At 61.7% G+C, this 25,187-nt stretch carries 28 protein-coding genes; 13 read left to right on the top strand and 15 right to left on the bottom strand.

Annotated features, from left to right (window positions below):
• Positions 1-4: 4 nt before the first annotated feature.
• Positions 5-595 (bottom strand): HD domain-containing protein, encoded by a 591-nt coding sequence (locus tag KVQ74_RS16665; RefSeq protein ID WP_217832262.1) that lies wholly within the window; start codon positions 593-595, stop codon positions 5-7.
• 15 nt (positions 596-610) lie between these two features.
• Positions 611-922, bottom strand: coding sequence for an Mpo1-like protein (locus KVQ74_RS16660; protein ID WP_217832261.1), 312 nt, complete (start codon positions 920-922; stop codon positions 611-613).
• Between the two features lie 166 nt (positions 923-1,088).
• On the opposite strand from KVQ74_RS16660, the gene KVQ74_RS16655 reads away from it, so the two are divergent.
• A complete protein-coding gene (locus KVQ74_RS16655) occupies positions 1,089-2,150 on the top strand; it encodes an AraC family transcriptional regulator (RefSeq protein WP_217832260.1) in 1,062 nt (353 codons plus the stop codon).
• Here the strand turns inward: KVQ74_RS16655 and KVQ74_RS16650 are convergent.
• Positions 2,107-3,561 (bottom strand): TrkH family potassium uptake protein, encoded by a 1,455-nt coding sequence (locus KVQ74_RS16650; RefSeq protein WP_217832259.1) that lies wholly within the window; start codon positions 3,559-3,561, stop codon positions 2,107-2,109. The genes KVQ74_RS16655 and KVQ74_RS16650 overlap by 44 nt on opposite strands.
• Before the next feature lie 121 nt (positions 3,562-3,682).
• Here KVQ74_RS16650 and KVQ74_RS16645 point away from each other — a divergent pair, with 121 nt between their 5' ends.
• The gene (locus KVQ74_RS16645) at positions 3,683-4,249 is read left to right on the top strand and encodes a nitroreductase family protein (RefSeq protein ID WP_217832258.1); all 567 of its coding nucleotides are present in this window, start codon (positions 3,683-3,685) and stop codon (positions 4,247-4,249) included.
• Between the two features lie 262 nt (positions 4,250-4,511).
• Here KVQ74_RS16645 and KVQ74_RS16640 read toward each other — a convergent pair whose 3' ends face one another.
• From KVQ74_RS16640 to KVQ74_RS16615, 6 genes are all read right to left on the bottom strand, one after another.
• Positions 4,512-5,852: a sensor histidine kinase gene (locus KVQ74_RS16640; RefSeq protein ID WP_217832257.1), complete on the bottom strand. Its 1,341-nt coding sequence runs from the start codon at positions 5,850-5,852 to the stop codon at positions 4,512-4,514.
• Positions 5,853-6,027: 175 nt separating this feature from the next.
• Positions 6,028-6,477, bottom strand: a complete 450-nt coding sequence (locus tag KVQ74_RS16635) for a Spy/CpxP family protein refolding chaperone (RefSeq protein WP_217832256.1) — start codon at positions 6,475-6,477, stop codon at positions 6,028-6,030.
• Between the two features lie 125 nt (positions 6,478-6,602).
• Positions 6,603-7,280 (bottom strand): response regulator transcription factor, encoded by a 678-nt coding sequence (locus KVQ74_RS16630; RefSeq protein WP_217832255.1) that lies wholly within the window; start codon positions 7,278-7,280, stop codon positions 6,603-6,605.
• Positions 7,281-7,287: 7 nt separating this feature from the next.
• A complete protein-coding gene (locus tag KVQ74_RS16625) occupies positions 7,288-7,698 on the bottom strand; it encodes a translation initiation factor 2 (protein WP_217832254.1) in 411 nt (136 codons plus the stop codon).
• Positions 7,699-7,818: 120 nt separating this feature from the next.
• On the bottom strand, positions 7,819-8,118 hold the full coding sequence (locus KVQ74_RS16620; RefSeq protein WP_217832253.1) for a YciI family protein: 300 nt from the start codon (positions 8,116-8,118) through the stop codon (positions 7,819-7,821).
• Position 8,119: 1 nt separating this feature from the next.
• A complete protein-coding gene (locus tag KVQ74_RS16615; protein ID WP_217832252.1) occupies positions 8,120-8,716 on the bottom strand; it encodes a septation protein A in 597 nt (198 codons plus the stop codon).
• An 87-nt stretch (positions 8,717-8,803) separates the two neighbouring features.
• Here KVQ74_RS16615 and KVQ74_RS16610 point away from each other — a divergent pair, with 87 nt between their 5' ends.
• From KVQ74_RS16610 to arfB, 7 genes are all read left to right on the top strand, one after another.
• Positions 8,804-9,667: a PHP domain-containing protein gene (locus KVQ74_RS16610; protein ID WP_217832251.1), complete on the top strand. Its 864-nt coding sequence runs from the start codon at positions 8,804-8,806 to the stop codon at positions 9,665-9,667.
• A 13-nt stretch (positions 9,668-9,680) separates the two neighbouring features.
• Positions 9,681-10,310 carry an L-threonylcarbamoyladenylate synthase gene (locus KVQ74_RS16605; protein WP_217832250.1) on the top strand — a complete coding sequence of 210 codons (630 nt, stop codon included), beginning with the start codon at positions 9,681-9,683 and terminating at the stop codon, positions 10,308-10,310.
• Between the two features lie 120 nt (positions 10,311-10,430).
• Positions 10,431-11,129, top strand: a complete 699-nt coding sequence (locus tag KVQ74_RS16600; RefSeq protein ID WP_217832277.1) for a segregation and condensation protein A — start codon at positions 10,431-10,433, stop codon at positions 11,127-11,129.
• 11 nt (positions 11,130-11,140) lie between these two features.
• Positions 11,141-12,166: an SMC-Scp complex subunit ScpB gene (gene scpB, locus KVQ74_RS16595; RefSeq protein WP_217832249.1), complete on the top strand. Its 1,026-nt coding sequence runs from the start codon at positions 11,141-11,143 to the stop codon at positions 12,164-12,166.
• Positions 12,167-12,365: 199 nt separating this feature from the next.
• Positions 12,366-13,577, top strand: a complete 1,212-nt coding sequence (gene rluB / locus KVQ74_RS16590; protein WP_217832248.1) for a 23S rRNA pseudouridine(2605) synthase RluB — start codon at positions 12,366-12,368, stop codon at positions 13,575-13,577.
• An 887-nt stretch (positions 13,578-14,464) separates the two neighbouring features.
• Positions 14,465-15,883, top strand: coding sequence for an amino acid permease (locus KVQ74_RS16585; protein WP_217832247.1), 1,419 nt, complete (start codon positions 14,465-14,467; stop codon positions 15,881-15,883).
• 132 nt (positions 15,884-16,015) lie between these two features.
• A complete protein-coding gene (gene arfB, locus KVQ74_RS16580; protein ID WP_217832246.1) occupies positions 16,016-16,429 on the top strand; it encodes an alternative ribosome rescue aminoacyl-tRNA hydrolase ArfB in 414 nt (137 codons plus the stop codon).
• On the opposite strand, the gene KVQ74_RS16575 is transcribed toward arfB, so the two are convergent.
• From KVQ74_RS16575 to phhA, 6 genes are all read right to left on the bottom strand, one after another.
• Positions 16,426-17,613, bottom strand: a complete 1,188-nt coding sequence (locus KVQ74_RS16575; protein ID WP_217832245.1) for an MFS transporter — start codon at positions 17,611-17,613, stop codon at positions 16,426-16,428. The two genes, arfB and KVQ74_RS16575, sit on opposite strands and share 4 nt — an antisense overlap.
• 102 nt (positions 17,614-17,715) lie before the next feature.
• Positions 17,716-17,898 (bottom strand): hypothetical protein, encoded by a 183-nt coding sequence (locus KVQ74_RS16570; RefSeq protein WP_217832244.1) that lies wholly within the window; start codon positions 17,896-17,898, stop codon positions 17,716-17,718.
• 71 nt (positions 17,899-17,969) lie between these two features.
• The gene (locus tag KVQ74_RS29420) at positions 17,970-18,104 is read right to left on the bottom strand and encodes a hypothetical protein (RefSeq protein ID WP_262149814.1); all 135 of its coding nucleotides are present in this window, start codon (positions 18,102-18,104) and stop codon (positions 17,970-17,972) included.
• A 203-nt stretch (positions 18,105-18,307) separates the two neighbouring features.
• Complete coding sequence (locus tag KVQ74_RS16565; RefSeq protein ID WP_217832243.1) at positions 18,308-19,501, bottom strand: amino acid aminotransferase; 1,194 nt, start codon at positions 19,499-19,501, stop codon at positions 18,308-18,310.
• Entirely contained in the window at positions 19,501-19,857 is a 357-nt protein-coding gene (locus KVQ74_RS16560) for a 4a-hydroxytetrahydrobiopterin dehydratase (protein WP_213027921.1), read from the bottom strand. The genes KVQ74_RS16565 and KVQ74_RS16560 overlap by 1 nt, the downstream gene beginning before the upstream one ends.
• A gap of 117 nt (positions 19,858-19,974) precedes the next feature.
• Complete coding sequence (gene phhA / locus KVQ74_RS16555) at positions 19,975-20,766, bottom strand: phenylalanine 4-monooxygenase (RefSeq protein WP_217832242.1); 792 nt, start codon at positions 20,764-20,766, stop codon at positions 19,975-19,977.
• Between the two features lie 314 nt (positions 20,767-21,080).
• Between phhA and KVQ74_RS16550 the strand changes: the two genes are divergently transcribed.
• The 4 genes from KVQ74_RS16550 (at position 21,081) to flgH (ending at position 25,186) form a co-directional block, all read left to right on the top strand.
• Entirely contained in the window at positions 21,081-22,640 is a 1,560-nt protein-coding gene (locus KVQ74_RS16550; RefSeq protein ID WP_217832241.1) for a sigma-54-dependent transcriptional regulator, read from the top strand.
• A gap of 225 nt (positions 22,641-22,865) precedes the next feature.
• Positions 22,866-23,606: a flagellar basal body rod protein FlgF gene (locus tag KVQ74_RS16545; RefSeq protein ID WP_217832240.1), complete on the top strand. Its 741-nt coding sequence runs from the start codon at positions 22,866-22,868 to the stop codon at positions 23,604-23,606.
• A gap of 45 nt (positions 23,607-23,651) precedes the next feature.
• Positions 23,652-24,437, top strand: coding sequence for a flagellar basal-body rod protein FlgG (flgG, locus tag KVQ74_RS16540; RefSeq protein ID WP_217832239.1), 786 nt, complete (start codon positions 23,652-23,654; stop codon positions 24,435-24,437).
• A 53-nt stretch (positions 24,438-24,490) separates the two neighbouring features.
• Positions 24,491-25,186, top strand: coding sequence for a flagellar basal body L-ring protein FlgH (flgH, locus tag KVQ74_RS16535; protein WP_217832238.1), 696 nt, complete (start codon positions 24,491-24,493; stop codon positions 25,184-25,186).
• The last annotated feature ends 1 nt before the right edge of the window (position 25,187 follow it).

Genomic DNA, 25,187 nt, shown 5'->3' with positions numbered 1-25,187 from the left:
GATTTCACACCGGGGCGTGTTCTTCCATCGCCGCCTTGTAGATCGAGTTCTTCGGCTGGGCGAACAACCGTTCCAGCATCGGTTCGAAGAAGCTCAGCGGCAGACTTTCATAATCCGGGTCGAACGCCGCCGCATCGTATCTGGCACAGAATTCCACCGTCGCCAGATACTGCGGATGGCTGCTGAATTGCTCGCGCAGATGCCGATCCATGCCCAGGTGATGAAAGAAGTAATAGCCCTGGAAGATCCCGTGCTTTTCCACCATCCACAGGTTTTCGGCGCTGACGAACGGTTTGAGGATCGCCGCCGCGATGTCCGGGTGGTTATAGGTGCCTAGGGTGTCGCCGATGTCGTGCAGCAAGGCACAGACCACGTACTCCTCGTCACGCCCGTCGCGATGGGCGCGGGTCGCGGTTTGCAGGGAATGGGTCAGACGATCCACCGGGAAACCGCCAAAGTCGCCTTCGAGCAGTTTCAGGTGCGCGACGATCCGCGACGGCAACTGGCGGGCGTAGGCACTGAAATCTGCGGCGATGATCGCCCAGTCTTCCTGGGTGCCGTCCTTCATATGGGTGAAGCGCGCATTGGCATTCATCGGCAGACCCCTTGTTCAGAACGCCACGCGACCGAGGATCATGTCGCGGTACATGACGAAATCGCCGAGCAGGCTGTAGAACGGATGCTGGAACGTGGCCGGGCGGTTTTTCTCGAAGAAGAAATGCCCGATCCAGGCAAAGCTGTAACCGGCCAGCGGCAGGGCCAGCAACAGCAGCCAGGCGCCTTTTGCGACGGTCATCGCAAGAATGAAAATCACCAGTGTCGTTCCGACGAAATGCAGACGCCGGCAGGTGCTGTTGCGGTGTTCGCCCAGGTAGAACGGATAGAACTCGGCGAAGCTGTTGAACTGCTTGATGTTTTCCACGACCGCGATCTCTGTGGTTATTGTTCTGATGGCAAGTTGTTCGGCGGGTAGCTTATTTGAGTCTAGAGTGAACGTTGGCGCCGGCCAGTGACAATCGGCGCCACTTTAGTATCCTTCGCAAATCGGGCTGTAGCCTGCAGCCCATCATGCAAAAGAAAAAAACGCCATGAGCGAACGAACGACTTCTGCAAGCTGGGCGATGGGGATTGTCAAAGCACTGGAAATGGACGGCCTGGATTGCCGGGTTTTGTTCAAGCAACTGGGGCTCGACTACGCGGCACTGGATGATCCGGATGCACGCTTCCCACAGGATTCCATGACCCGCCTCTGGCAACGGGCGGTTGAACTGTCCGGCAACCCGGCGATCGGCCTGAACATGGGTAAGGTGGTGCGACCGGCGTCGTTCCATGTCGCCGGCTACGCCTTGATGTCCAGCAACACTCTGGCCGCAGGCTTCGAGCGACTGGTGCGCTATCAGCGGATCATCGCGGAAAGCGCCGACCTGAGTTTTCGTTTGCTCGACGAAGGTTATGCGCTGATTCTGACGGTGCATGGCGATCACCTGCCGCCGACCCGGCAAAGCGCCGAAGCGTCTCTGGCCTGTGCGCTGGCCCTGTGCGGCTGGCTGACCGGGCGCACGTTGCACCCACGCAAAGTGCTGGTGCAGGGCGAGGAGCCGGACGATCTGCAACCTTACAAGCAAGCCTTCCACGCACCGCTGGTGTTCAACGCGCCGTACGACGCGCTGATCTTCGAGCGTGCCGACATGGAAGCGCCGCTGCCGACCGCCAACGAAGCGATGGCGCTGCTGCATGACCGTTTTGCCGGGGAGTATCTGGCGCGGTTTTCCGAAAGTCGCGTGACCCACAAGGCGCGCCAGGTGCTGTGCCGCCTGCTGCCCCAGGGCGAGCCCAAGCGCGATGCGGTGGCGCAGACCCTGCACCTGTCGCAGCGCACCCTGCAACGGCGCCTGCAGGAGGAGGGCACGAGTTTTCAGCAACTGCTCGATGACACCCGCCGCGAACTCGCCGAGCAGTATCTGGCGCAACCGAGCATGACCCTGTTGGAAATTGCCTACCTGCTGGGTTTCGCTGACCCGAGCAACTTCTTCCGTGCCTTCCGCCGCTGGTTCGACACCACGCCGGGCGATTATCGGGTGCGGCTGCTGCAGGCGCCGGGTGCCGTCAGTGACGCCAGAACGCCGGAATGCACAGCACAAATACCGTAATGATCTCCAGTCGGCCGAGCAGCATGCCGAACGACAGAATCCACTTGGCCGCGTCCGGCAGGCTGGCGAAGTTGCCGGCCGGGCCGATGGTTTCGCCCAGCCCCGGACCGACGCCGGATACGGTGCTGGCGGCACCGGTCAGCGCGGTCATCCAGTCGACGCCGAGCAGCGACAGCAGCAGGGCGATCACGCAGATGGTGATGGCGAAGAAGAACGAAAAGGTCAGAATCGAGCGCACGATTTCTTCGTCGAGGCGGTGACCGTTGTACTTCTGCTTGATCACCGCGCGGGGGTGAATCAACTGGTTAAGGTTGGCCTTGAGCAGGATGTAGGCGACCTGAAAACGAAAAATCTTGATCCCGCCTGCCGTCGAGCCGGAGCAGCCGCCGACGAAGCCCAGGTAAAAGAACAGCATCAGCGAGAAATTGCCCCACAGGCTGTAGTCGCCGAGGGCGAAGCCGGTGGTGGTGACCACCGAGGTCACGTTCAGCGCCACATGGCGCAGTGCGTCCAGCCAATGCAGGTTGGTGGTCCACCAGTACCAGGTGCCGAGCACCAGCCAGGTCACCAGCAACATGCCGAGCAAACCCTGCACCTGTTGATCCCGGAACAGCGCCTTGCGGTTGCCGCGCAGCGTCGCCACGTACAGGGTGAACGGCAGGCTGCCGAGAATCATGATCACCACCGCCACCCAATGCACCGCCGGTTGGGTCCACTTGGCGAGGGATTGGTCAGACGTCGAGAAACCGCCGGTGGAGATCGCCGACATCGAGTGGTTGATCGCATCGAACGGACTCATCCCGGCCCACCAGAACGCCAGGCTGCCGAGAATGGTGATACCCACATACGCCGCCACGATCAGCCGCGCCACCATGTGCGAGCGGGGCATGACCTTTTCCGAGCGGTCCGAGGACTCGGTCTGGAACAGCCGCATGCCGCCGATGCGCAGCAATGGAAGAATCGCCACCGCCATGCCGATGAAGCCGATACCGCCGATCCAGTGCAGCAACGAGCGCCACATCAGGATACCGGGGGACATGTTGTCCAGGCCATTGAGCACGGTGGAGCCGGTGGCGGTGATGCCGGACATGCTTTCGAAAAACGAGTCGGTGTAACTGATGTGCTGGGTCAGCAGGAACGGCAGCGCGGCGAAAATGCACACCACCAGCCAACTGCTGACCGTCAGCAGGTACATGTCGCGCGGGCGCAGGTGAATGTGTTCCGGGCGACCGGGAATCACCAGCGCCAGGCCGGCGACAAAGGTGATCATGCTGGCCCAGAGGAACGACGGCAGATCGCCCGTGCGGTCGAAAATCAACAGTGTGGCCATGGGCACGACCATGGCGATGGCCAGGGTGATCAGGAAGATGCCGATGATGAAACCAATGATCCGTAAGGTCGGCAACGCCATGAAGTCCGCTCGGGCTGAAGTGTGAAGGGCGCCATTCTACCCGTGGGGCAGGGCATGTAAACCGGCATCCTGATGGCAGATACCGCTAGAATAGCCGCACAATTTTTTCAGGAGATGACCCATGCAGGCGCTCGAGGCTTTGCTCAACCGTGTTTCCGTTCCTCGTCTGGTCGAACCGGCCCCTACTGCCGAACAGCGGGAAATCCTCTTCGGCGCCGCGACCCGGGCACCGGATCACGGCCATTTGCAGCCGTACCGCTTCCTGACCGTCGAAGGCGCGGCACGCGAGCAAATGGGCGAATTGCTGGCGCAAGCGGCGCAGATGCAGGACGGCGAAGTCACTGAAGCGGCCATCGACAAGGCCCGTAACGGCCCGCTGCGGGCTCCGCTGGTGGTGGTCGTCATCGCCAAATTGCAGGATCACGTCAAATACCCGAAAGCCGAGCAATTGCTGGCGGCAGGCTGCGCGGCCCACGGGATTTTGCTGGCGGCCTATGCGCAGGGAATCGGCGCGGTGTGGCGCACCGGTGAGCTGGCTTATTCGAAGCACGTGGCCCAAGGGCTGGGGCTGGGGGCGGATGAAGAGGTGATCGCGTTCCTGTACCTCGGCACTCCGCAGAAAGAACCGCGTGTGGCCGAGAAAGTTGATCTGAACGCGTTCGTCAGCGCCTGGTCGGGTAAAGCCTGAAAGCGTTAAAAGCACCCCCTCACCCTAGCCCTCTCCCAGGGGGAGAGGGGACTGATTGGGGGATGCTTCAGAGGTTCACCTAGCTGACAGAGCTTGGCCGAATCCGGAATTGACGGGTTCAAGTGCTTTGGCCGAATCCGAATTGATTTGGTTCAGGTGCTTTTGCAGAACCATAATCGACTCGATCTTTCAGGTCGATGTATGACGCAAGACACCTCGGTCGGCGCCCTTTCCCTCCGGGAGAGGGCTGGGGTGAGGGGCTTTAAGGCTGCACAACAGCGCCAGGCACCAACGGTAACTCCAGGCTCGCCACAAACCCGCCCTGGGGATGATTCGCCAGCACCAGGCTCCCGCCATGCCGCTCCGCCGCCCGCCGCGCAATCGCCAGGCCCAAGCCATGCCCGGCAGCCGTCTGCCCCGGCGCGCGGAAGAACGGTTCGCCCAACTGGCTCAAATGCTCGTCCTGCACCCCCGGGCCGTGGTCGCGCACGCTGACTACAATCCGCTCGCCTTGCCGCGTGGCCTGCATCTCGATTGCCTGGCCTTGCGGATTGAATCGCTGGGCATTGCGCAGCAGGTTGTCCACGGCCCGTTCGATCATGGTCGGCCACCCCGTCAGATTGAGCTGCGGCTCGGCCTCCAGGCGCACGTTCTGCTCGGGTGAGCCGAGCTGCGCGTCCTTTTGCAGGGCCGTCAGCAACGCATTCAAGTCGACATCTTCAGCACTGGCGTTGTCGGCATCGACCCGTGCCAGCACCAGAATCTCACTGATCAACGCTTCCAGGCGGTCGCACTCACGGGTCAGGCGCGGCCAGAGTCTTTCCCGTTCTTCGGGACTGGCCCGTTCGGCCAGCGCCAGGGCAATCCGCAACCGGGCCAGCGGTGAGCGCAGTTCGTGGGACACGTCGCGCAGCAACTGGCGCTGGCTGCCGATCAGGCTTTGCAGACGCGCGCCCATGCGGTTGAAGTCATTGGCCAGCACGCCGAATTCATCACGACGATTCGCCAGTTGCGCGAGGCTGTTCTGCTGATAGGTGGTCTGCCCGAGATCATGCACCGCGCCGCGCAAACGGCTCAGCGGACGGGTGATGGAGAACGTCACCAACAGGCTGAACAGGGTCAGCACCACGAGCGCGATGCCCAGCGCACTCAGCGGCCAGAGCAGGCTTTCGCGGTGCCAGGCGTCGAGTTCCGGGTGCGGGATGCGGTAGATGAACAGGTAGGTATCGCCGGTCTTGTCGCTGGTGAACTCATCGGTCAGACGCCGCCATGGCAGGCGGCGGTCGTCGTTGTTCTGGCGCGCTTCGAAGGCGGCGGCGCGACGGGGGAAGGTGCCGCGTACCACCGGGTCGCCGCTCTCGTTCAGCACTTGCACGTCGATGTGGTACTGGCGCTTGCGCTGTTCGAGGATGTCCTGAGCGGCGTCTTCGCCCTGGCTTTCGTAGGTTTGCGTCCACTGCTCGGCCAGGGTGTTGAGGCCCGGATGGCGGCTGAGGATCCACGCGTCCTGGTTGAGCATGTGCCCCAGCAGAATGGAAAGCCCTGCAACCAGAGCAATGGCCAGCCAGAAGCTGGCGAGGACACGCCAGAACAGTGAACGCACAGAAATTCCTCGATCAAACACAAAAACCAATGGTGGCAGCGGGCTGGCTCGCGAACGGGTGCGTCAGTCGACAGGGGTTGTCCGATACACCGCATTCGCGAGCCAGCCCGCTCTCACATTCAACAAAGTGAAAACAGGCCCGACGGGGTCAGCCGTCGGGCCTGCGGTCACTGCATTATTGCGTCTTTTGCGGCTGTTGCGCTTTCCAGGCTTTGAACTCGGCCCATTCGGCGCGGCGTTCGGCCTGTTTCTTCTGGATCTCGTCGAATTTCTTCTGTTGATCCGGTTTCAGCACCGCCCGGACATCGGACTCGGCTTTCTTGTGGTTGGCCGCCATCTCGTCCTTCATGGCTTTCTGGTCAGCCGGCGAGAGTTTCTCCAGGTACTTTTCGACCGTTTGCTTACGCTCGTGCATCTGTTCGCCCATGATCTTGCGGATCTGCTCGCGCTGTTCGCGGGACAGGTCGAGCTGGCTGTACGGGCCTTTGCCGTGCATGCCGTGCATCTGACCGCCGTGGTGCGGGCCGTCCAGCGGGCCGCCCATCGGGCCTGCGCCTTCAGGCATGGCCATGGCGACGGTTGGCAGGGCAGCGGCGAACATCAGAGCGATAAGAGTCTTGCGCATGGTGTATCTCCTTGTCTCGTTCCCGGTACGTTCCGGATGAGTTCAGATTACGGAGATCTAGGTCAGCGGCGGTCAGCGCTGGGTAAAGCTTGGGTAAAGACGTTTCGGCGCTGACCTGACAAAACTTACAGGCTGTAGTAGTAGCCTCGGCTGCGCAGAGCAACGATGCGCGGGCGGCCGTCGGGGTGCGGGCCGATCTTTTTGCGCAGGTTGCTGACGTGCATGTCGAGGCTGCGGTCGTACAGGGTCAGCTTGCGACCGAGGGCGATCTGCGCCAGCTCCTGTTTGTCCAGCGGCTCGCCAGGCTGTTTGAGCAGGGCTTCGAGCAGGCGGCTTTCGGAGACGGTGAGGGTGAATTCCTTTTCGTCGATGCTGACCACGCCGCGCACCGGACTGAAGCTCAGGTCGCCCAGTTCCAGCTGGGTCGACACGGCGGCCGGATGGCTGCGGCGCAGCACGGCACGCAGGCGGGCGGTGAGCTCACGCGGGTCGCACGGCTTGGCCAGGTAATCGTCGGCGCCGAGTTCCAGGCCGAGAATGCGGTCCAGCGGTTCGCCACGGGCCGACAGCATCAGCACCGGCAGATCGGCGTGGTCGCTGCGCAATTGCTTGAGCAGTTCCAGACCGCTGCCGTCGGGCAGCATCACGTCCAGCACCACCGCGGCGGGCGCAGACTCAGCCAGTGCCTTTCTGGCGCTCTGGCCGTCATGGCAGGCACGCACCTGGAAACCTTCCTGGGTCAGCCAACTGCTCAGGAGCTCGCACAGCTCCTGGTCATCATCAATTAGTAACAGCTCGCTCATGACTCACTCAATTTAGCCATTGCCGACGTGTTCTACGTCCACCGCTGGCAAAGATACCGCAGAGCAGAGCCAATAGCGCTACTCCGGCACCGGTGACGAACCATTGCTGCTGATCGGTCAGCAGGCGCGGCAGCGGGCTTGCCTGGGCTTCCTTGAGTTGCAGCTTCAGGCGCTGGTTTTCCTGGCGCAGCCGCGCCAGTTGGGCGCTTTCGCGTTCATTGTCGGCATTTTGCAATTGTTTGCTCAGTTCTTCCCGCTGCTGCTCGCTGGCCTTCAGGCGCTGCTGCAACTCGGTGATCTGACTGCCGACGCTCAACGACAACGGCGTGGAATTGCCGCCTTCGCTGCCTTCCTCACCATGGGCGGGCGCCACGATCGACAACGTGACCAACATCAGACACAACGGACCCTTGCGCATCGCGACTCCTGCTTCCAAATGGATATTGGGCAGGTTGTCGGCCGGCAAACGAGAATAATGAGCGATTGAGAACGCGATGAACCGACAAGGTTCATCGCGTGGGGAGATTTGCCGCAGAGATTACGGCAGGACTTGCTTGAACGGCTTGACCACGACACTGGCGTAGACGCCGGCGGCGATGTACGGGTCGGCATCGGCCCAGGCCTGCGCGGCGCTCAGGGAGTCGAATTCGGCGACGATCAGGCTGCCGGTGAAACCCGCCGCGCCCGGATCATTGCTGTCGACCGCCGGGTTGGGACCGGCCAGCACGATGCGGCCTTCGCCCTTGAGCACTTGCAGACGTTCCAGGTGCGCCGGGCGCGCGGCGAGGCGGGCGTCCAGGGAGTTGGCGACGTCGGTGGCAACGATTGCGTAGAGCATGTCAGTCCTCGGTTTTTGGCGTTGTGGTATCGGCGTCGTGCAGGTGACGGGACAGGTAGATGCCCTGACCGACCAGGAACAGCACGGTCATGCCCAGGCTGCCGAACACCTTGAAGTCCACCCAGATGCTCTGGAAGGTGAAGGCGACGAACAGGTTGGCGGCACCGCAGAACAGGAAAAAGGCGATCCAGGCGATGTTCAAGCGGGTCCAGACCGGGTCCGGCAGGGTCAGCGCGTGGCCCATGATGCGCTTGATCAGCAGGCGGTCACCGATGAAGTGGCTGCCGATGAAGGCCAGGGCGAACAGCCAGTTGACCACCGGTGCTTTCCATTTCAGGAAGGTTTCGCTGTGGAAGGCCAGGGTCAGGCTGCCGAAGACCAGGCAGGCGATCAGGGTCAGCCACTGGCTCTTCTCCAGCTTGCGCTGCTTGATGAACAGCGCGCCGTACACCACCAGCGAACTGACGATCAGCATCGCGGTGGCGCTGTAAATACCGCCTACAGTCAATTCATGGCCGGCCACGTCGACGCTGCGCGGATCGAGTTTGTAGACGATGAAGAACAGCAGGAGCGGGATGAAATCGATGAATTGTTTCACAGTAAGAGCCAGAAGCTGGATGTGGCGGCATAATAACAAACATATGGGCGCGCGATAGCGCCAGCTGATTTGAGGTTACAACTCCCCGTGAATGTTGATTTGCACTGCCACAGCACGGCCTCCGATGGCGCCCTGGCGCCGACGGCACTGGTTGCGCGGGCGTTCGAGAACGGCGTGCAAATGCTGGCCCTGACCGATCACGACACGGTCGAAGGCCTCGCCGAAGCGCGCAGCGCCGCGCAGAAACTGGGCATGCACCTGATCAACGGTGTCGAGCTGTCCTGCACTTGGGGCGGCGCCACCATTCATGTGCTGGGCTACGGTTTCGACGTCAATGCCGCGCCACTGGTCGAGGCCATCGCCAAACTGCACGATGGCCGCTGGCTGCGGTCGGAAGAGATAAGCCGCAAGCTTTCGCTCAAAGGCATGCCCGGCGCGCTCGAAGGCGCCCGGCAGATCCAGCAGGAACTGGGCGACAGCGGTAACGCGCCGGCCCGTCCGCATTTCGCCGACTGGATGGTGCGCGAAGGTTTTGTGAAGGATCGCGCCGAGGCATTCCGCAAATGGCTCGGCGCCGGCAAGCTGGGTGACGTCAAGCAGCACTGGCCGAGCCTGGACGACACCGTCGGCACGCTGCGCGATTCCGGTGCCTGGGTCAGTCTGGCGCATCCGTGGCACTACGATTTCACCCGCAGCAAGCGCCGAAAGCTGATTGCCGACTATATTCAAGCGGGCGGGCAAGCGTTGGAAGTGGTCAACGGTTATCAGCCTGCGGAACAGGTGGGCAGCCTGGCGATCCTTGCCCGAGAGTTCGGTCTGCTGGTCAGCGCCGGCAGTGATTTCCATGGCCCGGGTGGCTGGTCCGAGATCGGCCAGTACCGGCCGCTTCCCGAGGACCTGCCGCCCCTGTGGCGCCGGTTCAAACATGACCCAGTTATTGCCGCCGTCTGAACAGGTAGAGAATGTGAGCCAATTTTTCCAGATACATCCGGAAAACCCGCAAGCGCGCCTGATCAAACAGGCCGTCCAGATCATCCGCAACGGCGGGGTGGTGATTTATCCCACGGACTCTTCCTACGCTATCGGTTGCCAGATCGGCGACAAGACCGCCATCGAGCGCGTCCGGCGCCTGCGTCAACTGGATGAAAAGCACAACTTCGCGCTGATTTGCAGCGACCTGTCGCAACTGGGCAACTACGCCAAGATCGACACCGGCACCTTCCGCATTCTCAAAGCTCATTTGCCGGGGCCGTACACCTTCATTCTCAACGCCACCCGCGAAGTGCCACGGCTGTTGCTGCACCCGAAGAAGCGCACCATCGGTTTGCGGGTGCCGAGCCATCCGATTGCCCTGGCCCTGCTCGCCGAACTGGGTGAGCCGCTGATGAGTGTGACCCTGATCATGCCCGGCGAGGACGATCCTCTGAGCGATCCCTACGAAATGCGTCAGTTGCTCGAGCATCAGGTCGACCTGATCATCGATGGCGGTTTCGGCGGGATCAAGGCGTCCACCGTGATCGACCTGACCGGCGACGACCCGGAAGTGGTGCGCGTCGGTTGCGGCGACCCGGCTCCGTTCATGGTCGAGGCCTGAATGTCAGCAGTGGAAAACGTCGATCCCCAGGCCGGCGCCCAGCAGGAGCTACCGTTTGCCATGGTCTATGGCCAGGCGGTCATGGAAATGCCGCTGGACCTGTACATCCCGCCGGATGCGCTGGAGGTGTTTCTCGAAGCCTTCGAAGGCCCCCTCGACCTGTTGCTGTACCTGATCCGCAAACAGAACATCGACATTCTCGACATCCCGGTGGCGGAAATCACCCGCCAGTACATGGGCTATGTCGAGTTGATGCAGTCGGTGCGCCTGGAACTGGCCGCCGAATACCTGGTGATGGCCGCGATGCTCGCCGAGATCAAGTCGCGGATGCTGCTGCCACGGGCCGAAACCGTCGACGACGAAGAGGACGACCCGCGCGCCGAACTGATCCGCCGCCTGCAGGAGTACGAGCGCTTCAAGGCTGCCGCCGAAGGCATCGACGGCTTGAGCCGGGTCGGCCGCGATGTGGTGGTGCCCAAGCTCGACGCTCCGGAGGCCCGCGCGCGCAAGCTGTTGCCCGACGTGGCGCTGGAAGAAATCCTGATGTCCATGGCCGAAGTGCTGCGCCGTGGCGACATGTTCGAAAGTCACCAGGTCAGCCGCGAGGCGCTGTCCACCCGCGAGCGCATGAGCGATGTGCTGGAGCGCCTCAAGGGCGGCGGCTTCGTGCCGTTCGTCGAGCTGTTCACCGCCGAGGAAGGCCGGCTCGGCGTGGTGGTGACCTTTATGGCGATCCTTGAACTGGTCAAGGAATCCTTGGTCGAGCTGGTGCAGAATGAGCCGTTCGCCGCGATCCACGTGCGAGCCCGAGCCGAATAACGAGTCGAAACATGAACCTGACTGAACCCCGCGAGCTGGCGCCCCTGCTTGAAGCCTTTCTGTTGGCCTCGGGAAAGCCGCAATCCCTTGAGCGTCTCTACGAACTGTTCGAAGAGGGCGAGCGGCCGGAGCCGCCGGTCTTCAAGAAAGCCCTGACCCTGCTGGGCAAGTCCTGCGAAGGGCGGGCGTTCGAACTCAAGGAGGTTGCCTCCGGCTATCGCCTGCAGATTCGCGAGAAGTTCTCGCCGTGGGTCGGCCGCTTGTGGGAAGAGCGGCCGCAACGCTACTCCCGAGCCTTGCTGGAAACCATGGCGCTGATCGCCTACCGCCAGCCGATCACCCGGGGCGAGATCGAAGATGTGCGGGGCGTGGCGGTCAACAGCAACATCGTCAAGACGTTGATCGAGCGCGAGTGGATTCGCATCGTCGGCTATCGCGACGTACCGGGCAAACCGGCGATGTTCGCTACCACCAAGGCGTTTCTCGATCACTTCAACCTGAAAAACCTCGAAGATCTGCCGCCGCTGGCCGAACTGCGCGAGATGGAAACCGAGCCCGTGCTCGACTTTGACGACGCCCCGGTGCCGCGCAGCTTGCAGGAACTGGCCGACGCCAGCGCCGAACCCGACGAAGAACCGAAGGAAGAAACCAGTTTCCACACCTTGCTGCTGGAGCTGGACAGCATGGAGGAGGGGATCAAGACCGACTTCGACGATTTGCTGCGCGATGGGGAATCCCTGTCGGATGCGTTCGAAACGCCGCCGGATGCGCCGGTCGTTGCGGTCGAGCTGGAGGTTGGGGCTGAAGTCGAGGCTGAAGTCGAGGCCGAGCCAGAACCTGAACCCGAACCCGAACCCGAACCCGAAGCGGAAGCCGAGGAAGACGTGCTGGGCGTCGCCGAAGCCAGGGAAAAGCTCCTGGCCGCCGTTGCCGCCCTTGAACAATCGACGCCCGAACCGGAATTGAGCGAAGAAGAAGCCGAAGCCCGCGCGCTGGCCGAAGCGATTGAGGCCGAACGCCGCGAGTTCGAAGACTGACCTGCTTGCGTCAGTCGCACACCGGTCGGCGGAAAATGAAATAACTGCGGGTTGATCGACTAGTCTCTGATGCGCGAACGAGCACATCCGCGTATGATTCGCGACCCTTCGGCGATCCCTTCGCCCGAAAACCTGTTTTTCAACGTTAGATTCAACGTTTCAGGCGCTGCCTGAACCGACCACACCGGGAGGTGCCCAGATGAGTGACATCAATCAGCAAGACGACCAGGAAATCCGTCCAGCAGGCGAAAAACTGCAGAAAGTCCTCGCCCGTATCGGCGTCGGCTCGCGCCGTGACGTAGAAGCGTGGATCAGCCAGGGCCGGATCAAGGTCAATGGCAACGACGCGACCCTCGGCCTGCGTGTCGACATGCACGACGCCATCAGCATCGATGGCAAGGTCATCAAGCGCGAAGAAGCCGCCGAGTCGGTTCGCCGCGTCATCATGTACAACAAGCCTGATGGTGAAATCTGCACCCGTGACGACCCGGATGGCCGTCCGACCGTGTTCGACAAGCTGCCACGTCCGAAAGAAGGCCGCTGGATCAACATCGGTCGCCTCGACATCAACACCACCGGGCTGCTGATGTTCACCACCGACGGTGAACTGGCCAACCGCCTGATGCACCCGTCCTACGAGATGGACCGCGAGTACGCCGTGCGTGTACGCGGTGAAGTCGATGACGAGATGATCGACCGCCTCAAGGCCGGCGTTGTGCTCGAAGACGGCCCGGCGCGTTTCACCGACATCCAGCAGGCGCCGGGCGGCGAAGGCTTCAACCACTGGTATCACTGCGTGGTGATGGAAGGCCGTAACCGTGAGGTTCGTCGTCTGTGGGAGTCCCAAGGGCTGGTGGTCAGCCGTCTGAAGCGCGTGCGTTTCGGTCCGGTGTTCCTCAACTCCGATCTGCCGATGGGCCGCTGGCGTGAAATGAGCCAGTACGAAGTCGACGTACTGAGCGCCGAAGTGGGTCTGACCCCGGTGGCCATGCCGCAAATGACCACCAAGAGCAAAGACAAGCTCGACCGCATGCAGCGCAAGTCGTCGCGTCCGATGGCGCGTGCTGATCGCGTACGTACGCTGCGTCCGGCCAATGGTGCTCCTGCTGCCGCCGGCCCGCGCCCGGTCCGTGAGCCGCAGATCGAAGGCGAGCGTCCAGGTCGCAAGCCGGCCGCGCGTCCGGATGGCGAGCGCGCTCCACGCGGTCGCACCGAGCGTGGCGAAGGCCGCGCGCCGGCCGGTCGTGGTACGCCGGTGGCGGATCGTCCAGCCGACACCAAGCGTCCGGCCAAGCCCGGTGTGAAGCGTCCAGGCCTCAAGCTCGATGACGACAAACCGTCGGGCAAGCGCCGTGGTGCACCGGCCGGTTCGGGTCAGCGTCCGGGTTTCGGTCGCAAGAAGCCGGAATAAGGTAGCTGCAAGCTGAAGTGAAAACGCCAACCTCAGGGTTGGCGTTTTTTTTCGTCTGGCGTTTGCTCCTGAGCCTTGGTTAAAAGCGCCAGAACATATTTATTTAAAATTTAAATCCACTCTTCAAGCTCTCTTTTCTTCCCGAATTTTTCTTATTTAAAAAACAAAAAACAGATCTTTCAATTAGTTAGCAGGCTTTCTAGCGCCCGCCTGTCGAGCCGTGCTCCTGGCTCAACGTGGAAAAAATTCGTTACACGGTGTCAGCGGATGTTTACGAAAAAACGTACTTCAAGCCGTGAATCCCATGGGCTGGCGGGCGTGTAAGGAAAACCTGCCGAAACCCCGTCCGCCGGGCCTTTCGCAAGGCTCTAAGCCGCTTGTTTCAAGCCCGATTGAAAGGTGAGATGCGCCCCATGCCTGTCGTGCAGGTGCATAACAAGAAGGAGGCGCAATGAACGCCGTTATCCATTTTCACTTCTCTACGTGGGGCGGATTTTCCATCGTCCACGCCGATGGCCTGCAAAGGCCTGACTCAATTTTTGCGGCCGCCCGGGCATCTCGAGGCGGACACATGCAATCCCGGCAACCGACACGCTGATCCGGCGGGTCTGGCAGCAGGGGGTTAGCGGTGTACAATGCGCCGCGTTTTACTGTGACCCCCTGCGTAATCGCGCAAACCGCAAGGCTATCCGCCTTGTTCACTCCGTCGCGTCACGAGCGTGTCGGGTTCGATTTCGTCACAGATAAAAACAAACAGGTGACGCATGACCGTTGTAAAAAAGCTGAACTCCTGGTGCCTGCGCTGGGGTTTGATCGGGGCTGCCTGAAATCGCAACCTTGCAGCAACGTCTACTGAACATCATCAAACCTTGCGTGAGACCTTTTTCATGAGTGGACAAAACTCGCAATCAGGCGAGCTGAAACGCGGCCTGAAAAATCGCCATATTCAACTGATCGCCCTCGGTGGCGCGATCGGTACAGGATTGTTCCTCGGCTCGGCCGGGGTGCTGAAATCCGCCGGCCCGTCGATGATCCTCGGCTACGCCATCTGCGGCTTCATCGCCTTCATGATCATGCGCCAGCTCGGCGAAATGATCGTCGAAGAGCCGGTGGCCGGTTCCTTCAGCCATTTTGCGCACAAGTACTGGGGCGGCTTCGCCGGCTTCCTGTCGGGCTGGAACTGCTGGATCCTGTACATCCTGGTGGGCATGTCGGAGCTGACAGCGGTCGGCAAATACATCCACTACTGGGCGCCGGACATCCCGAGCTGGGTCACCGCCGCCGCGTTCTTCGTGCTGATCAACGCGATCAACCTGGCCAACGTCAAAGTCTTCGGTGAGGCCGAATTCTGGTTCGCGATCATCAAGGTCGTGGCGATTGTCGGCATGATTGCCCTCGGCAGCTACCTGCTGGTCAGCGGCCACGGCGGCCCGCAGGCCTCGGTGAGCAACCTGTGGTCCCACGGTGGGTTCTTCCCCAATGGCGTCAGCGGCCTGGTGATGGCCATGGCGATCATCATGTTCTCCTTCGGCGGCCTGGAAATGCTCGGTTTCACCGCCGCCGAAGCCGACAAGCCGAAGACCGTGATCCCGAAAGCGATCAATCAGGTGATCTACCGGATCCTGATTTTCTACATCGGTGCGCTGGTGATCCTGCTGTCGCTGACCCCATGGGACAGCCTGCTGGAAACCCTCAACGCTTCGGGCGACTCGTACAGCGGCAGCCCGTTCGTGCAGGTGTTCTCGATGCTCGGCAGCAACACCGCCGCGCACATCCTCAACTTCGTGGTCCTGACGGCGGCGCTGTCGGTGTACAACAGCGGCACCTACTGCAACAGCCGCATGCTGCTGGGCATGGCCGAGCAGGGTGATGCGCCGAAGGGCCTGGCGAAAATCGACAAGCGCGGCGTGCCGGTGCGTTCGATCCTCGCCTCGGCAGCGGTGACGCTGGTGGCGGTGCTGCTCAACTACCTGATTCCGCAGCACGCGCTGGAATTGCTGATGTCGCTGGTGGTAGCCACCCTGGTGATCAACTGGGCGATGATCAGCTTCTCGCACTTCAAGTTCCGTCAGCACATGAACAAGACCCGCCAGAAGCCGCTGTTCAAGGCACTCTGGTATCCGTACGGCAACTTCATCTGCCTGGCGTTCGTGGTGTTCATTCTGGGCGTGATGCTGCTGATCCCGGGCATCCAGGTCTCGGTGTATGCGATCCCGGTGTGGGTCGTGTTCATGTGGGTCTGCTACGTGATCAAGAACAAGCGCGGTGCGCAGCAGGCGCTGCACACGGCGGGCGCTGCCAAATAAGCGTCAGATGCAGAAACGACAAACCCGGCCAATGTGCCGGGTTTGTCGTTTCTGAGCTTGATGCCGCTCCCTCTCCCACAGGAAACGGATCAATCAAGGTATCCTGCGAGTTCTGAATTCGGACGTTTTTCCATGCTGGTGATTTCCAACAACGTGCATCTGCCGGATGCCGAAATCGAGCTGACGTACATTCGCGCGCAGGGCGCCGGGGGGCAGAACGTCAACAAGGTTTCCAGCGCCGTGCACCTGCGTTTCGACATTCCGGCCTCGTCCCTGCCCGCGTTCTACAAGGAGCGGTTGCTGGCGTTGCGCGACAGTCGTATCACCAGCGACGGCGTGCTGATTATCAAGGCCCAGCAATACCGCACGCAGGAGCAGAACCGCGCCGATGCGCTGGAGCGTCTTGTCGAACTGATCCTCAGCGCCAGCAAAGTCGAAAAGAAGCGCCGCCCGACCAAGCCGACCCTCGGCTCGAAGAAACGCCGCCTCGAGTCGAAAGCCAAGCGCGGCAATATCAAGGCCGGGCGGGGCAAGGTTGATTTCTAGTCCTCGCGATACTTCGAGGTGTGGCGGTACAGATAGATGCTCAACGCCAGGCCGCTTAACGCCGCCAGCGCCGCAAACAGAAAGATCGAAGCAAAGCCGAAGCCCGCCGCAATCGCCCCCGCCAGCGGCCCGGTGATCCCCAGCGACAAGTCGATGAACAGCGAGTAAGCACCAACGGCTGCGCCACGACTGGAGGCCGGCACCAGATTCACCGCTTCAACGCCCAGCGCCGGGAACACCAGCGAGAAGCCAAAACCGCTCAACGCCGCACCCGCCAGCGCCCAATGCGCATCCGGCGCCAGCCACAGCAGCAACAGGCCCAGGGTTTCCACCGACAGGCAGGCAATCGCCACGCGGAAGCCGCCGAGGCGATTGATCAGATTGCCGAACAGCAGCCGCGCGCCGATGAAGCTGGCGCCGAACAGGCTTAGGCACAGCACGGCGTTGTCCCAATGCTGCGTGGCGTAATACAGGGTGATGAAGGTGGCGATGGTGCCGAAACCGATCGAGCCCAGCGCCAGTCCGCAGCCGTGGGGAAAGACCCGACCCAGTACATGCATGAACGGCAGGCGCTCGCCGGCAACGATTGGTGCGGCGGTTTTCGGCCACGCCAGCAGCAGACCCAGTGCAGCCAGCAAGATGATGCTGACGCCCATGCTCCACAGCCCCAGGCGACTGACCAGCCACACACCCAGCGGCGCACCGACGGCCAGTGCGCCGTAACTGGCGATGCCGTTCCAGGAAATCACTTTGGCGGTGTTCGCCGCGCCGACCCGGCCGATGCCCCAGCCAATCGAGCCGGAACCGACCAGGCTTTCCGCGCTGCCCAGCACCAGGCGGCCGATCAGCAGGCTGATCAGACTGAGCATTGGCACATGCGGTGTCCACGCCGAAATCAGCATGAACACACCGCTCAAGCCACAACCGGCCAGACCGATCATCACGGCGCGTTTGCTGCCCTTGTTATCGATGATCTTGCCGGCGTACGGGCGGCTGAGCAGGGTGGCCAGGTATTGCACGCTGATCACCAGCCCGGCGATGACCGCGCCGAAGCCCAGATCACTGTGGACGTAGCCCGGTAAAACGGCGAGGGGAATGCCGATGTTGAGGTAGCCGATGAAGGTGAAGAGGACGATGGAAACGACTTGCAGCGTGACCGCCAGGGGGCGCTGAGGTTCTGACATTGGAAACGATCCACGGGAAGCAGGATTAGATAGGCTGCTTATGATACCGGCGCGGACGCGTCAGGGGCGGGGAAAAGTAAAACTATTTGCCGGGCGGCGAAATCAGGATTTGGCCGGTGCGACCAGTTGCGTGGTGACCAGCGCGGCGAGGGCATTTTCTTCCGTACCGAAGCGGGCGAGCAGGGCGGCCTGTTTCTCCGGGGAGAGGCGGTTCCAGATCTCGATCATTTTCTCGGTGGCGCCGATCAGGACTTCGGCTTGGCTGGCGGAGAATTCGTCGGTCATGGCGGGCTCGGTTTCAGGCAGTGTGGAAAGCGCATGTTAGCGCTTTCCACACGGTCTGTACGGCGGGTGTTTCAGTCTTCGCTGTCAGCCTTGCGGCTGTCAGTGGCTTCTTGTTTCGGCTCGGGCTGTTGGGCGCCGGCTTGTTGCGGGGTCGTCTGCTCAGGTACGTGCAGGCTTGGGAAGGGGAGATTGGGAATCTCGTGCATGGTTGCGCTCCTCGCTAAGTCTGTTGATAGATCTGGTAGATCCGCGCTTTCAGAAAGCTCGTGGAGGATACAGCAGGAAAAGTGACAAACAGATTTTTATATCCATTTGTTGCGACGGATGGGCTTGTCTAGACAGGTTTGTAAGGGATGCGCTAACGCCAATGTGGGAGCGGGCAAGCCCACTCCCACATCAGGTTTTGTGGCTACTGGCAGACCTTGGCGATTGCCTCGGCCAGCAGGTCCAGTCGCGTGGCATCGATGCCGGCGACGTTGGCCCGGCCCGAGCTGACCATGTACACGCTGTGGTGGTCGCGCAGGTTTTTCACTTGTTCCGGCGACAGGCCGGTGTAGGAGAACATCCCGCGTTGCACGCCGATGTGGGCGAAGCGTTCACGCAAGCCGTGAGGTTCCAGCGCTTCGACCAGGCCGCTGCGCAACTGGGCGATACGCAGGCGCATGGCTTCCACTTCGTCGGCCCAGCGGCTTTTCAGTTCCGGGTCGGCGAGGATGGTCGCCACTACCGCCGCGCCGTGATCCGGCGGCGTCGACCACAGGTTGCGGGCGATGTTGGCCAGTTGGCTGCGGATGTCGGTGAGCTTGTCGGCGGTTTTCGCACAGACGATCAGCGCACCGGTGCGGTCGCGGTACAGGCCGAAGTTCTTCGAGCAGGAACTGGTGATCAGCAGTTCCGGCAGTTCGGCGGCGAACAACCGGGTCGACCACGCATCCTGTTCCAGACCGTCGCCAAAGCCCTGGTAGGCAAAGTCGATCAGTGGCAGCAGGTCGCGGTTGCGCACCACCTCCAGCACCCGGCGCCAGTCGTCGTGACTCAGATCGAAACCGGTCGGGTTGTGGCAGCAGGCGTGCAGCAGGACCACGTCACCTTTCGGTGCCTGGCTGAGCACGGCGAGCATCGCCTCAACATCGAGACGGTTGTCGCTGCCGACGTACGGGTAGTGACTGACCTTGACCCCGGCCGCCGCGAAAATCGTTTCGTGGATCGGCCAGGTCGGGTTGCTCAGCCACACGCCACGGCCCGGCAGGCACTGGGCGATGAAGTCGGCGCTCAGGCGCAGGGCGCCGGTGCCGCCCGGGGTCTGGGTGGCCCCGGCGCGTTGCGCGGCGATCAGTTTCGAGTCGGCGCCGAGCACCAGCTCATTGATGACCTTGCCGAACAGCGGGTTGCCGTGGCCGCCGATGTAAGTCTTGGTGTCCTGGCTTTCAACCAGCCGCGCCTCGGCGATTTTCACCGCCTCGGGAATCGGCGTCAGGCCCTGGGCGTCCTTGTAGACGCCCACGCCCAGGTCGAATTTGCGCGGGTTGGAGTCCTGCGCGTACGCCTCCATCAAGCCGAGGATCGGGTCGCCGGGCACCCGGCCGATGGCGTCGAAGTGCATTACTTGCGTCCTTCTGCGGTCTTGGCCACTTCGTCGGTACGCGCGGCCATGATGAAGTCATTGCGGTGCAGGCCTTTGATCGAGTGGCTCCACCAGGTCACGGTGACTTTGCCCCACTCGGTCAGCAGGCCCGGGTGATGACCTTCGGCCTCGGAGATTTCGCCAACTGCGTTGGTGAACGCCAGGGCGTGCTTGAAGTTCTTGAACAGGAAGACTTTTTCCAGCTGCATGATGCTGTCGCGTACTTCGATGTTCCAGTCAGGGATCTGCTTGATCAGGATCGGCAGTTCTTCGTCGCTGACTTGTGGCGCATCGGCGCGGCAGGCTTCGCAATGGGCTTGGTTCAAACTGGACATGGCATTTTTCCTGAGAAGGCGTGTTTTTCTTATAAGGGTTGAACGGGTCGTCAATGCCGCCAAGCTAAACCAAAGTGGCGGCCACTGACAGACTCACTTGTAAGCAAAAGTCGCGGCTCACGCCGCTTTTGGCTTGGGTGGGAATTTCGGTGCGTGCAGACCCAGCTGCATGGCGTGCTTGACCATGCCCATGATGTCTTCGTGGGCCAGATCGAACAGGCGCTTGAGGTTCGGCAGGGCAAAGTACAGCGGTTGCAGGATGTCGATGCGATACGGCGTGCGCATGGCTTCCAGTGGATCGAAGGCCTGATGCTCAGGTTCGTCCGACAGGCTGTAAACGGTTTCCTTGGGCGAGGACAGGATGCCGCCGCCATAGATGCGGCGGCCTTGCGGTGTTTCGACCAGACCGAACTCGATGGTCATCCAGTACAGACGCGCCAGGTACACGCGCTCTTCTTTGGTCGCTTGCAGGCCGAGTTTGCCGTAGGTGTGGGTGAATTCCGCGAACCAGGGGTTGGTCAGCAGCGGGCAGTGGCCAAAGATCTCGTGGAAGATGTCCGGCTCTTGCAGATAGTCCAGCTCTTCACGGGTGCGGATAAACGTCGCCACCGGAAAGCGTTTGCTGGCGAGCAATTCGAAAAAGGTCTGGAACGGGATCAGTGCCGGAACGCGGGCGACCTGCCAGCCGGTGGTCTCGCCGAGCACTTTGTTGATTTCGCCCAGTTGTGGAATGCGGTCGTGGGGCAGACCGAGTTTTTCGATACCGTCCAGGTACTCCTGGCACGCACGACCCTCGATCACTTTCAATTGACGGGTGATCAGCGTGTTCCACACCGCGTGCTCTTCGGCGGGGTAGTCGATAAAACCTTGCGCATCGGGCTCGCGGGCCACGTATTGCGTCTGCTTCATACTGCTCTCCTGCGAGGGGAATTTCGTTCTTGTTATGTCCTGCGATGGACTCAGAAATAACCCAAGGCGTGTCGGCTTGCAGCGGGTTGAGCGGTGTTTGCGTAGGAAAAGTCGGCAGATTTCGTAAAATTTTCGTTACGCTTTGTCGGCCAAGTCGTATTTGCGGTGAGTCTTGGGTTTGAAATGGTGGATGACTGTCACATAATCTTGACGATTATCTGTGCGCCTCGACAGAAAATTGTCCAGATTTGCGCCGCGCACGCCCGTTTCCACAGGAACGGACACTTTATTCCACCGCATTCCGGGCCTTTCCTATGCGTATCAAAGTCCATTGTCAGAACCGCATCGGCATCCTGCGCGACATCCTCAATCTGCTGGTGGAGTACGGGATCAACGTTGCTCGCGGCGAAGTCGGCGGCGAGCACGGCAACGCGATCTATCTGCATTGTCCGAACCTGATCAACATCCAGTTCCAGGCGCTGCGCCCCAAGTTCGAGGCAATTGCCGGGGTGTTCGGCGTCAAGCGGGTAGGGCTGATGCCCAGCGAACGCCGGCACATGGAGCTGAATGCGTTGCTCGGCGCGCTGGAGTTTCCGGTGCTGTCGATCGACATGGGCGGCTCCATCGTCGCCGCCAACCGCGCGGCCGCCCAGTTGCTGGGGGTGCGGGTCGATGAGGTGCCGGGGATTCCGCTGTCGCGCTACGCCGAGGATTTCGACTTGCCGGAGCTGGTGCGCGCCAACAAATCGCGAATCAATGGCATGCGGGTCAAGGTCAAGGGTGACGTCTTTCTGGCCGACATCGCGCCGCTGCAATCGGAGCACGACGACAGCGAAGCCATGGCCGGCGCGGTGCTGACCCTGCATCGCGCGGACCGGGTCGGCGAGCGCATCTATAACGTGCGCAAGCAGGAGCTGCGCGGGTTCGACAGTATCTTCCAAAGCTCGAAAGTGATGGCGGCGGTTGTCCGCGAAGCGCGGCGCATGGCGCCGCTGGACGCACCATTATTAATTGAGGGCGAAACCGGCACCGGCAAGGAGTTGCTGGCCCGCGCCTGTCACCTGGCGAGTCCGCGCGGCCAGTCGCCGTTGATGGCGCTCAATTGTGCGGGGTTGCCGGAGTCGATGGCCGAGACCGAACTGTTCGGTTATGGCCCTGGCGCCTTCGAAGGGGCGCGCGCCGAGGGCAAGCTCGGGCTGCTGGAACTGACGGCGGGCGGTACGCTGTTTCTCGATGGCGTGGGCGAAATGAGTCCGCGCCTGCAGGTGAAATTGTTGCGTTTCCTGCAGGACGGATGCTTCCGGCGTGTTGGCAGCGATGAAGAGGTTTACCTGGATGTGCGGGTGATCTGCGCGACTCAGGTGGACTTGTCCGAGTTGTGCGCGCGCGGTGAGTTTCGCCAGGATCTGTACCATCGCTTGAACGTGCTTTCGCTGCACATTCCGCCGCTGCGCGAATGCCTCGACGGCCTGACGCCGCTGGTGGAACACTTCCTCGATCAGGCCAGTCGGCAGATTGGCTGCTCGCTGCCGAAACTGGCGCCGGCAGCGATGGATCGGCTCAGTCACTACCATTGGCCGGGCAACGTGCGGCAACTGGAGAACGTGCTGTTCCAGGCGGTTTCGCTGTGCGAGGGTGGGACGGTCAAGGCCGAGCATATTCGCCTGCCGGACTATGGCGTGCGTCAGCCCCTTGGCGATTTTTCCCTCGATGGCGGACTGGACGAGATTGTCGGGCGTTTCGAGAAAGCGGTACTCGAGCGGCTGTATTCCGAACACCCGAGCAGCCGGCAACTGGGCAAGCGGCTGGGGGTTTCGCACACCACGATCGCCAATAAGTTGCGCGAGTATGAAGTGGGCAAGACCGAGTCCTAGCTTCTGCATGATCGTTCCCGGGCGTTGTGTGGGAACGATCATGCCGCTTGGCGGCATGACACCGCCGGTTTTTCGACTTCGATACATTCCCTCCCTCCCCACAAAATCCTGCAAGTCCTTTGTTTACCGGGTCGCGAGCCGCCAGAAAAAAGTTGGTCTGCAAATTGCTTATGGCTCAGCAGTACAGCGGTGGGCGGCAAACGTCCGGCATGCAGAGGAAAGAGTGTGGACAAGTACCTTTATGTGGCAATGACCGGCGCCAGCCAGAACGCACTGGCGCAAAAGGCTCATGCCAACAACCTGGCGAACATCTCCACCAACGGTTTTCAGCGCGACCTGGAGCAGGCGCGTTCGATGCCGGTGTTTGGTGACAGCTTTCCGGCGCGTGCGTTTGCCATGAGCGAACGACCTGCCACGGATTTCACCGCCGGCTCGCTGGTGCAGACCGGGCGTGACCTCGACGTGGCCGTGAGCGGCAACGGCTTCATCGCCGTGCAGAACCCCAACGGTGGCGAGAGCTACGTGCGCACCGGCAGCCTCAACATCGATGCCCTCGGCGTCCTGCGCGCCGGCAACGGCATGCCGGTCATGGGCAATGGCGGGCCGATCGCCGTGCCGCCGGAGCAGCAGGTCGAAGTCGGTGAAGACGGCACCATCAGTATTCGTGCGATGGGCGAAGGCCCGCGCGTCATGGCCGAAGTCGACCGGATCAAGCTGGTCAACCCGGACATCAAGAACATGAACAAGGGCCTGGACGGTTCCATCTACACCAAGGACGGCCAGCCTGCGCCGGCCGATGCCAACGTCAAGCTGGTGTCGGGTTTCCTGGAGTCGAGCAACGTCAATGCCGTGGAAGAGATGACCTCGGTGCTGGCCCTGGCCAAGCAGTTCGAGTTGCACGTCAAGATGATGAACACCGCCAAAGACGACGACCAGGCCATGGCTCGGGTCTTGCAGATCAGCTAATTATCAGAACGTCGCGCCGTAAAACAGGCGCACGAGGAGAATCGAATGCTTCCGGCTCTATGGGTTGCCAAAACCGGTCTGTCCGCTCAGGACACCAACCTGACCACCATTTCCAACAACCTGGCGAACGTGTCGACCACGGGTTTCAAACGTGACCGCGCCGAGTTCCAGGACCTGTTGTATCAGATCAAGCGTCAGCCAGGCGCCCAGTCGACCCAGGACAGCGAACTGCCGTCGGGTCTGCAAGTGGGGACCGGTGTGCGCATCGTCGGCACCCAGAAGAACTTCACCGCCGGCAGCCTGCAAACCACCGAGCAGCCGCTGGACATGGCCATCGACGGTCGCGGTTTCTTCCAGATCCTGCAACCGGACGGCACCACGTCCTACACCCGTGACGGTACTTTCCACCTCGACTCCAACGGCCAGATCGTCAACGCCAGCGGTTTCGCCCTGGAGCCGGCGATTGTCATCCCGAACAACGCCCAGACCTTCACCGTTGGTCGTGACGGCACCGTTTCCATCACTGTGCCCGGCAACGCCGCGTCGCAAGTGATCGGCAACCTGCAAACCGCCGACTTCATCAACCCGGCCGGTCTGCAAGCGGTGGGCAACAACCTGTTCCTGGAAACCGCCGCTTCCGGCGCGCCGCAAGTCGGCACCCCGGGCCTGAACGGTTTCGGCACCACCCTGCAGAACACCCTGGAAACCTCCAACGTCAGCACCGTGGAAGAGATGGTCAACATGATCACCACCCAGCGCGCGTACGAGATGAACTCCAAGGTGATCTCCACCGCCGACCAGATGCTCTCGTTCGTAACGCAGAATCTGTAATCAAGTCTACGAGGCGGCCATGAGGTCGCCTGCAACACCGTGAGGTAAGGGTCATGAATCGCTTCGTATCTGTTCTGGCATTGAGTGGGGTCGTCTCGCTCGCGGGCTGCGTCGCCCCGACGCCCAAGCCCAATGACCCTTACTATGCGCCGGTGTTGCCGCGCACACCGTTGCCGGCGGCCGCCAACAACGGCTCGATCTATCAGGCCGGTTTCGAGCAGAACCTGTACAGCGACCGCAAGGCGTTCCGGGTCGGTGACATCATCACCATCACCCTGAACGAAAGGACCCAGGCCAGCAAGAACGCCAACTCGCAGGTCGACAAGACCAGCAAGACCGGCATCGGCCTGACCTCGCTGTTCGGCGGCAGCGCCACCACCAATAGCCCGTTCGGCAGCGGTGACCTGAGCCTGGACGTCGGCTACAGCGGCGACCGTGCGACCAAGGGTGACAGCAAGGCCGCGCAAGGCAACACCCTGACCGGTTCGATCACCGTGACCGTGGCCGACGTGCTGCCCAACGGCATCATCGCCGTGCGCGGCGAGAAGTGGATGACCCTCAACACCGGCGACGAGCTGGTGCGGATTGCCGGTCTGGTGCGCGCCGATGACATCGCCACCGACAACACTGTGTCGTCGACCCGCGTCGCCGATGCACGCATCACCTATTCGGGCACCGGTTCGTTCGCCGATGCGAGTCAGCCAGGCTGGTTCGACCGTTTCTTCCTCAGCCCGCTGTTCCCTTTCTAGG

Source organism: Pseudomonas botevensis (assembly GCF_019145475.1).
Lineage (GTDB): Bacteria > Pseudomonadota > Gammaproteobacteria > Pseudomonadales > Pseudomonadaceae > Aquipseudomonas > Aquipseudomonas botevensis.
Note: the sequence above shows the minus strand (reverse complement) of the source record. Positions and strands in the feature narration are given on the sequence as shown.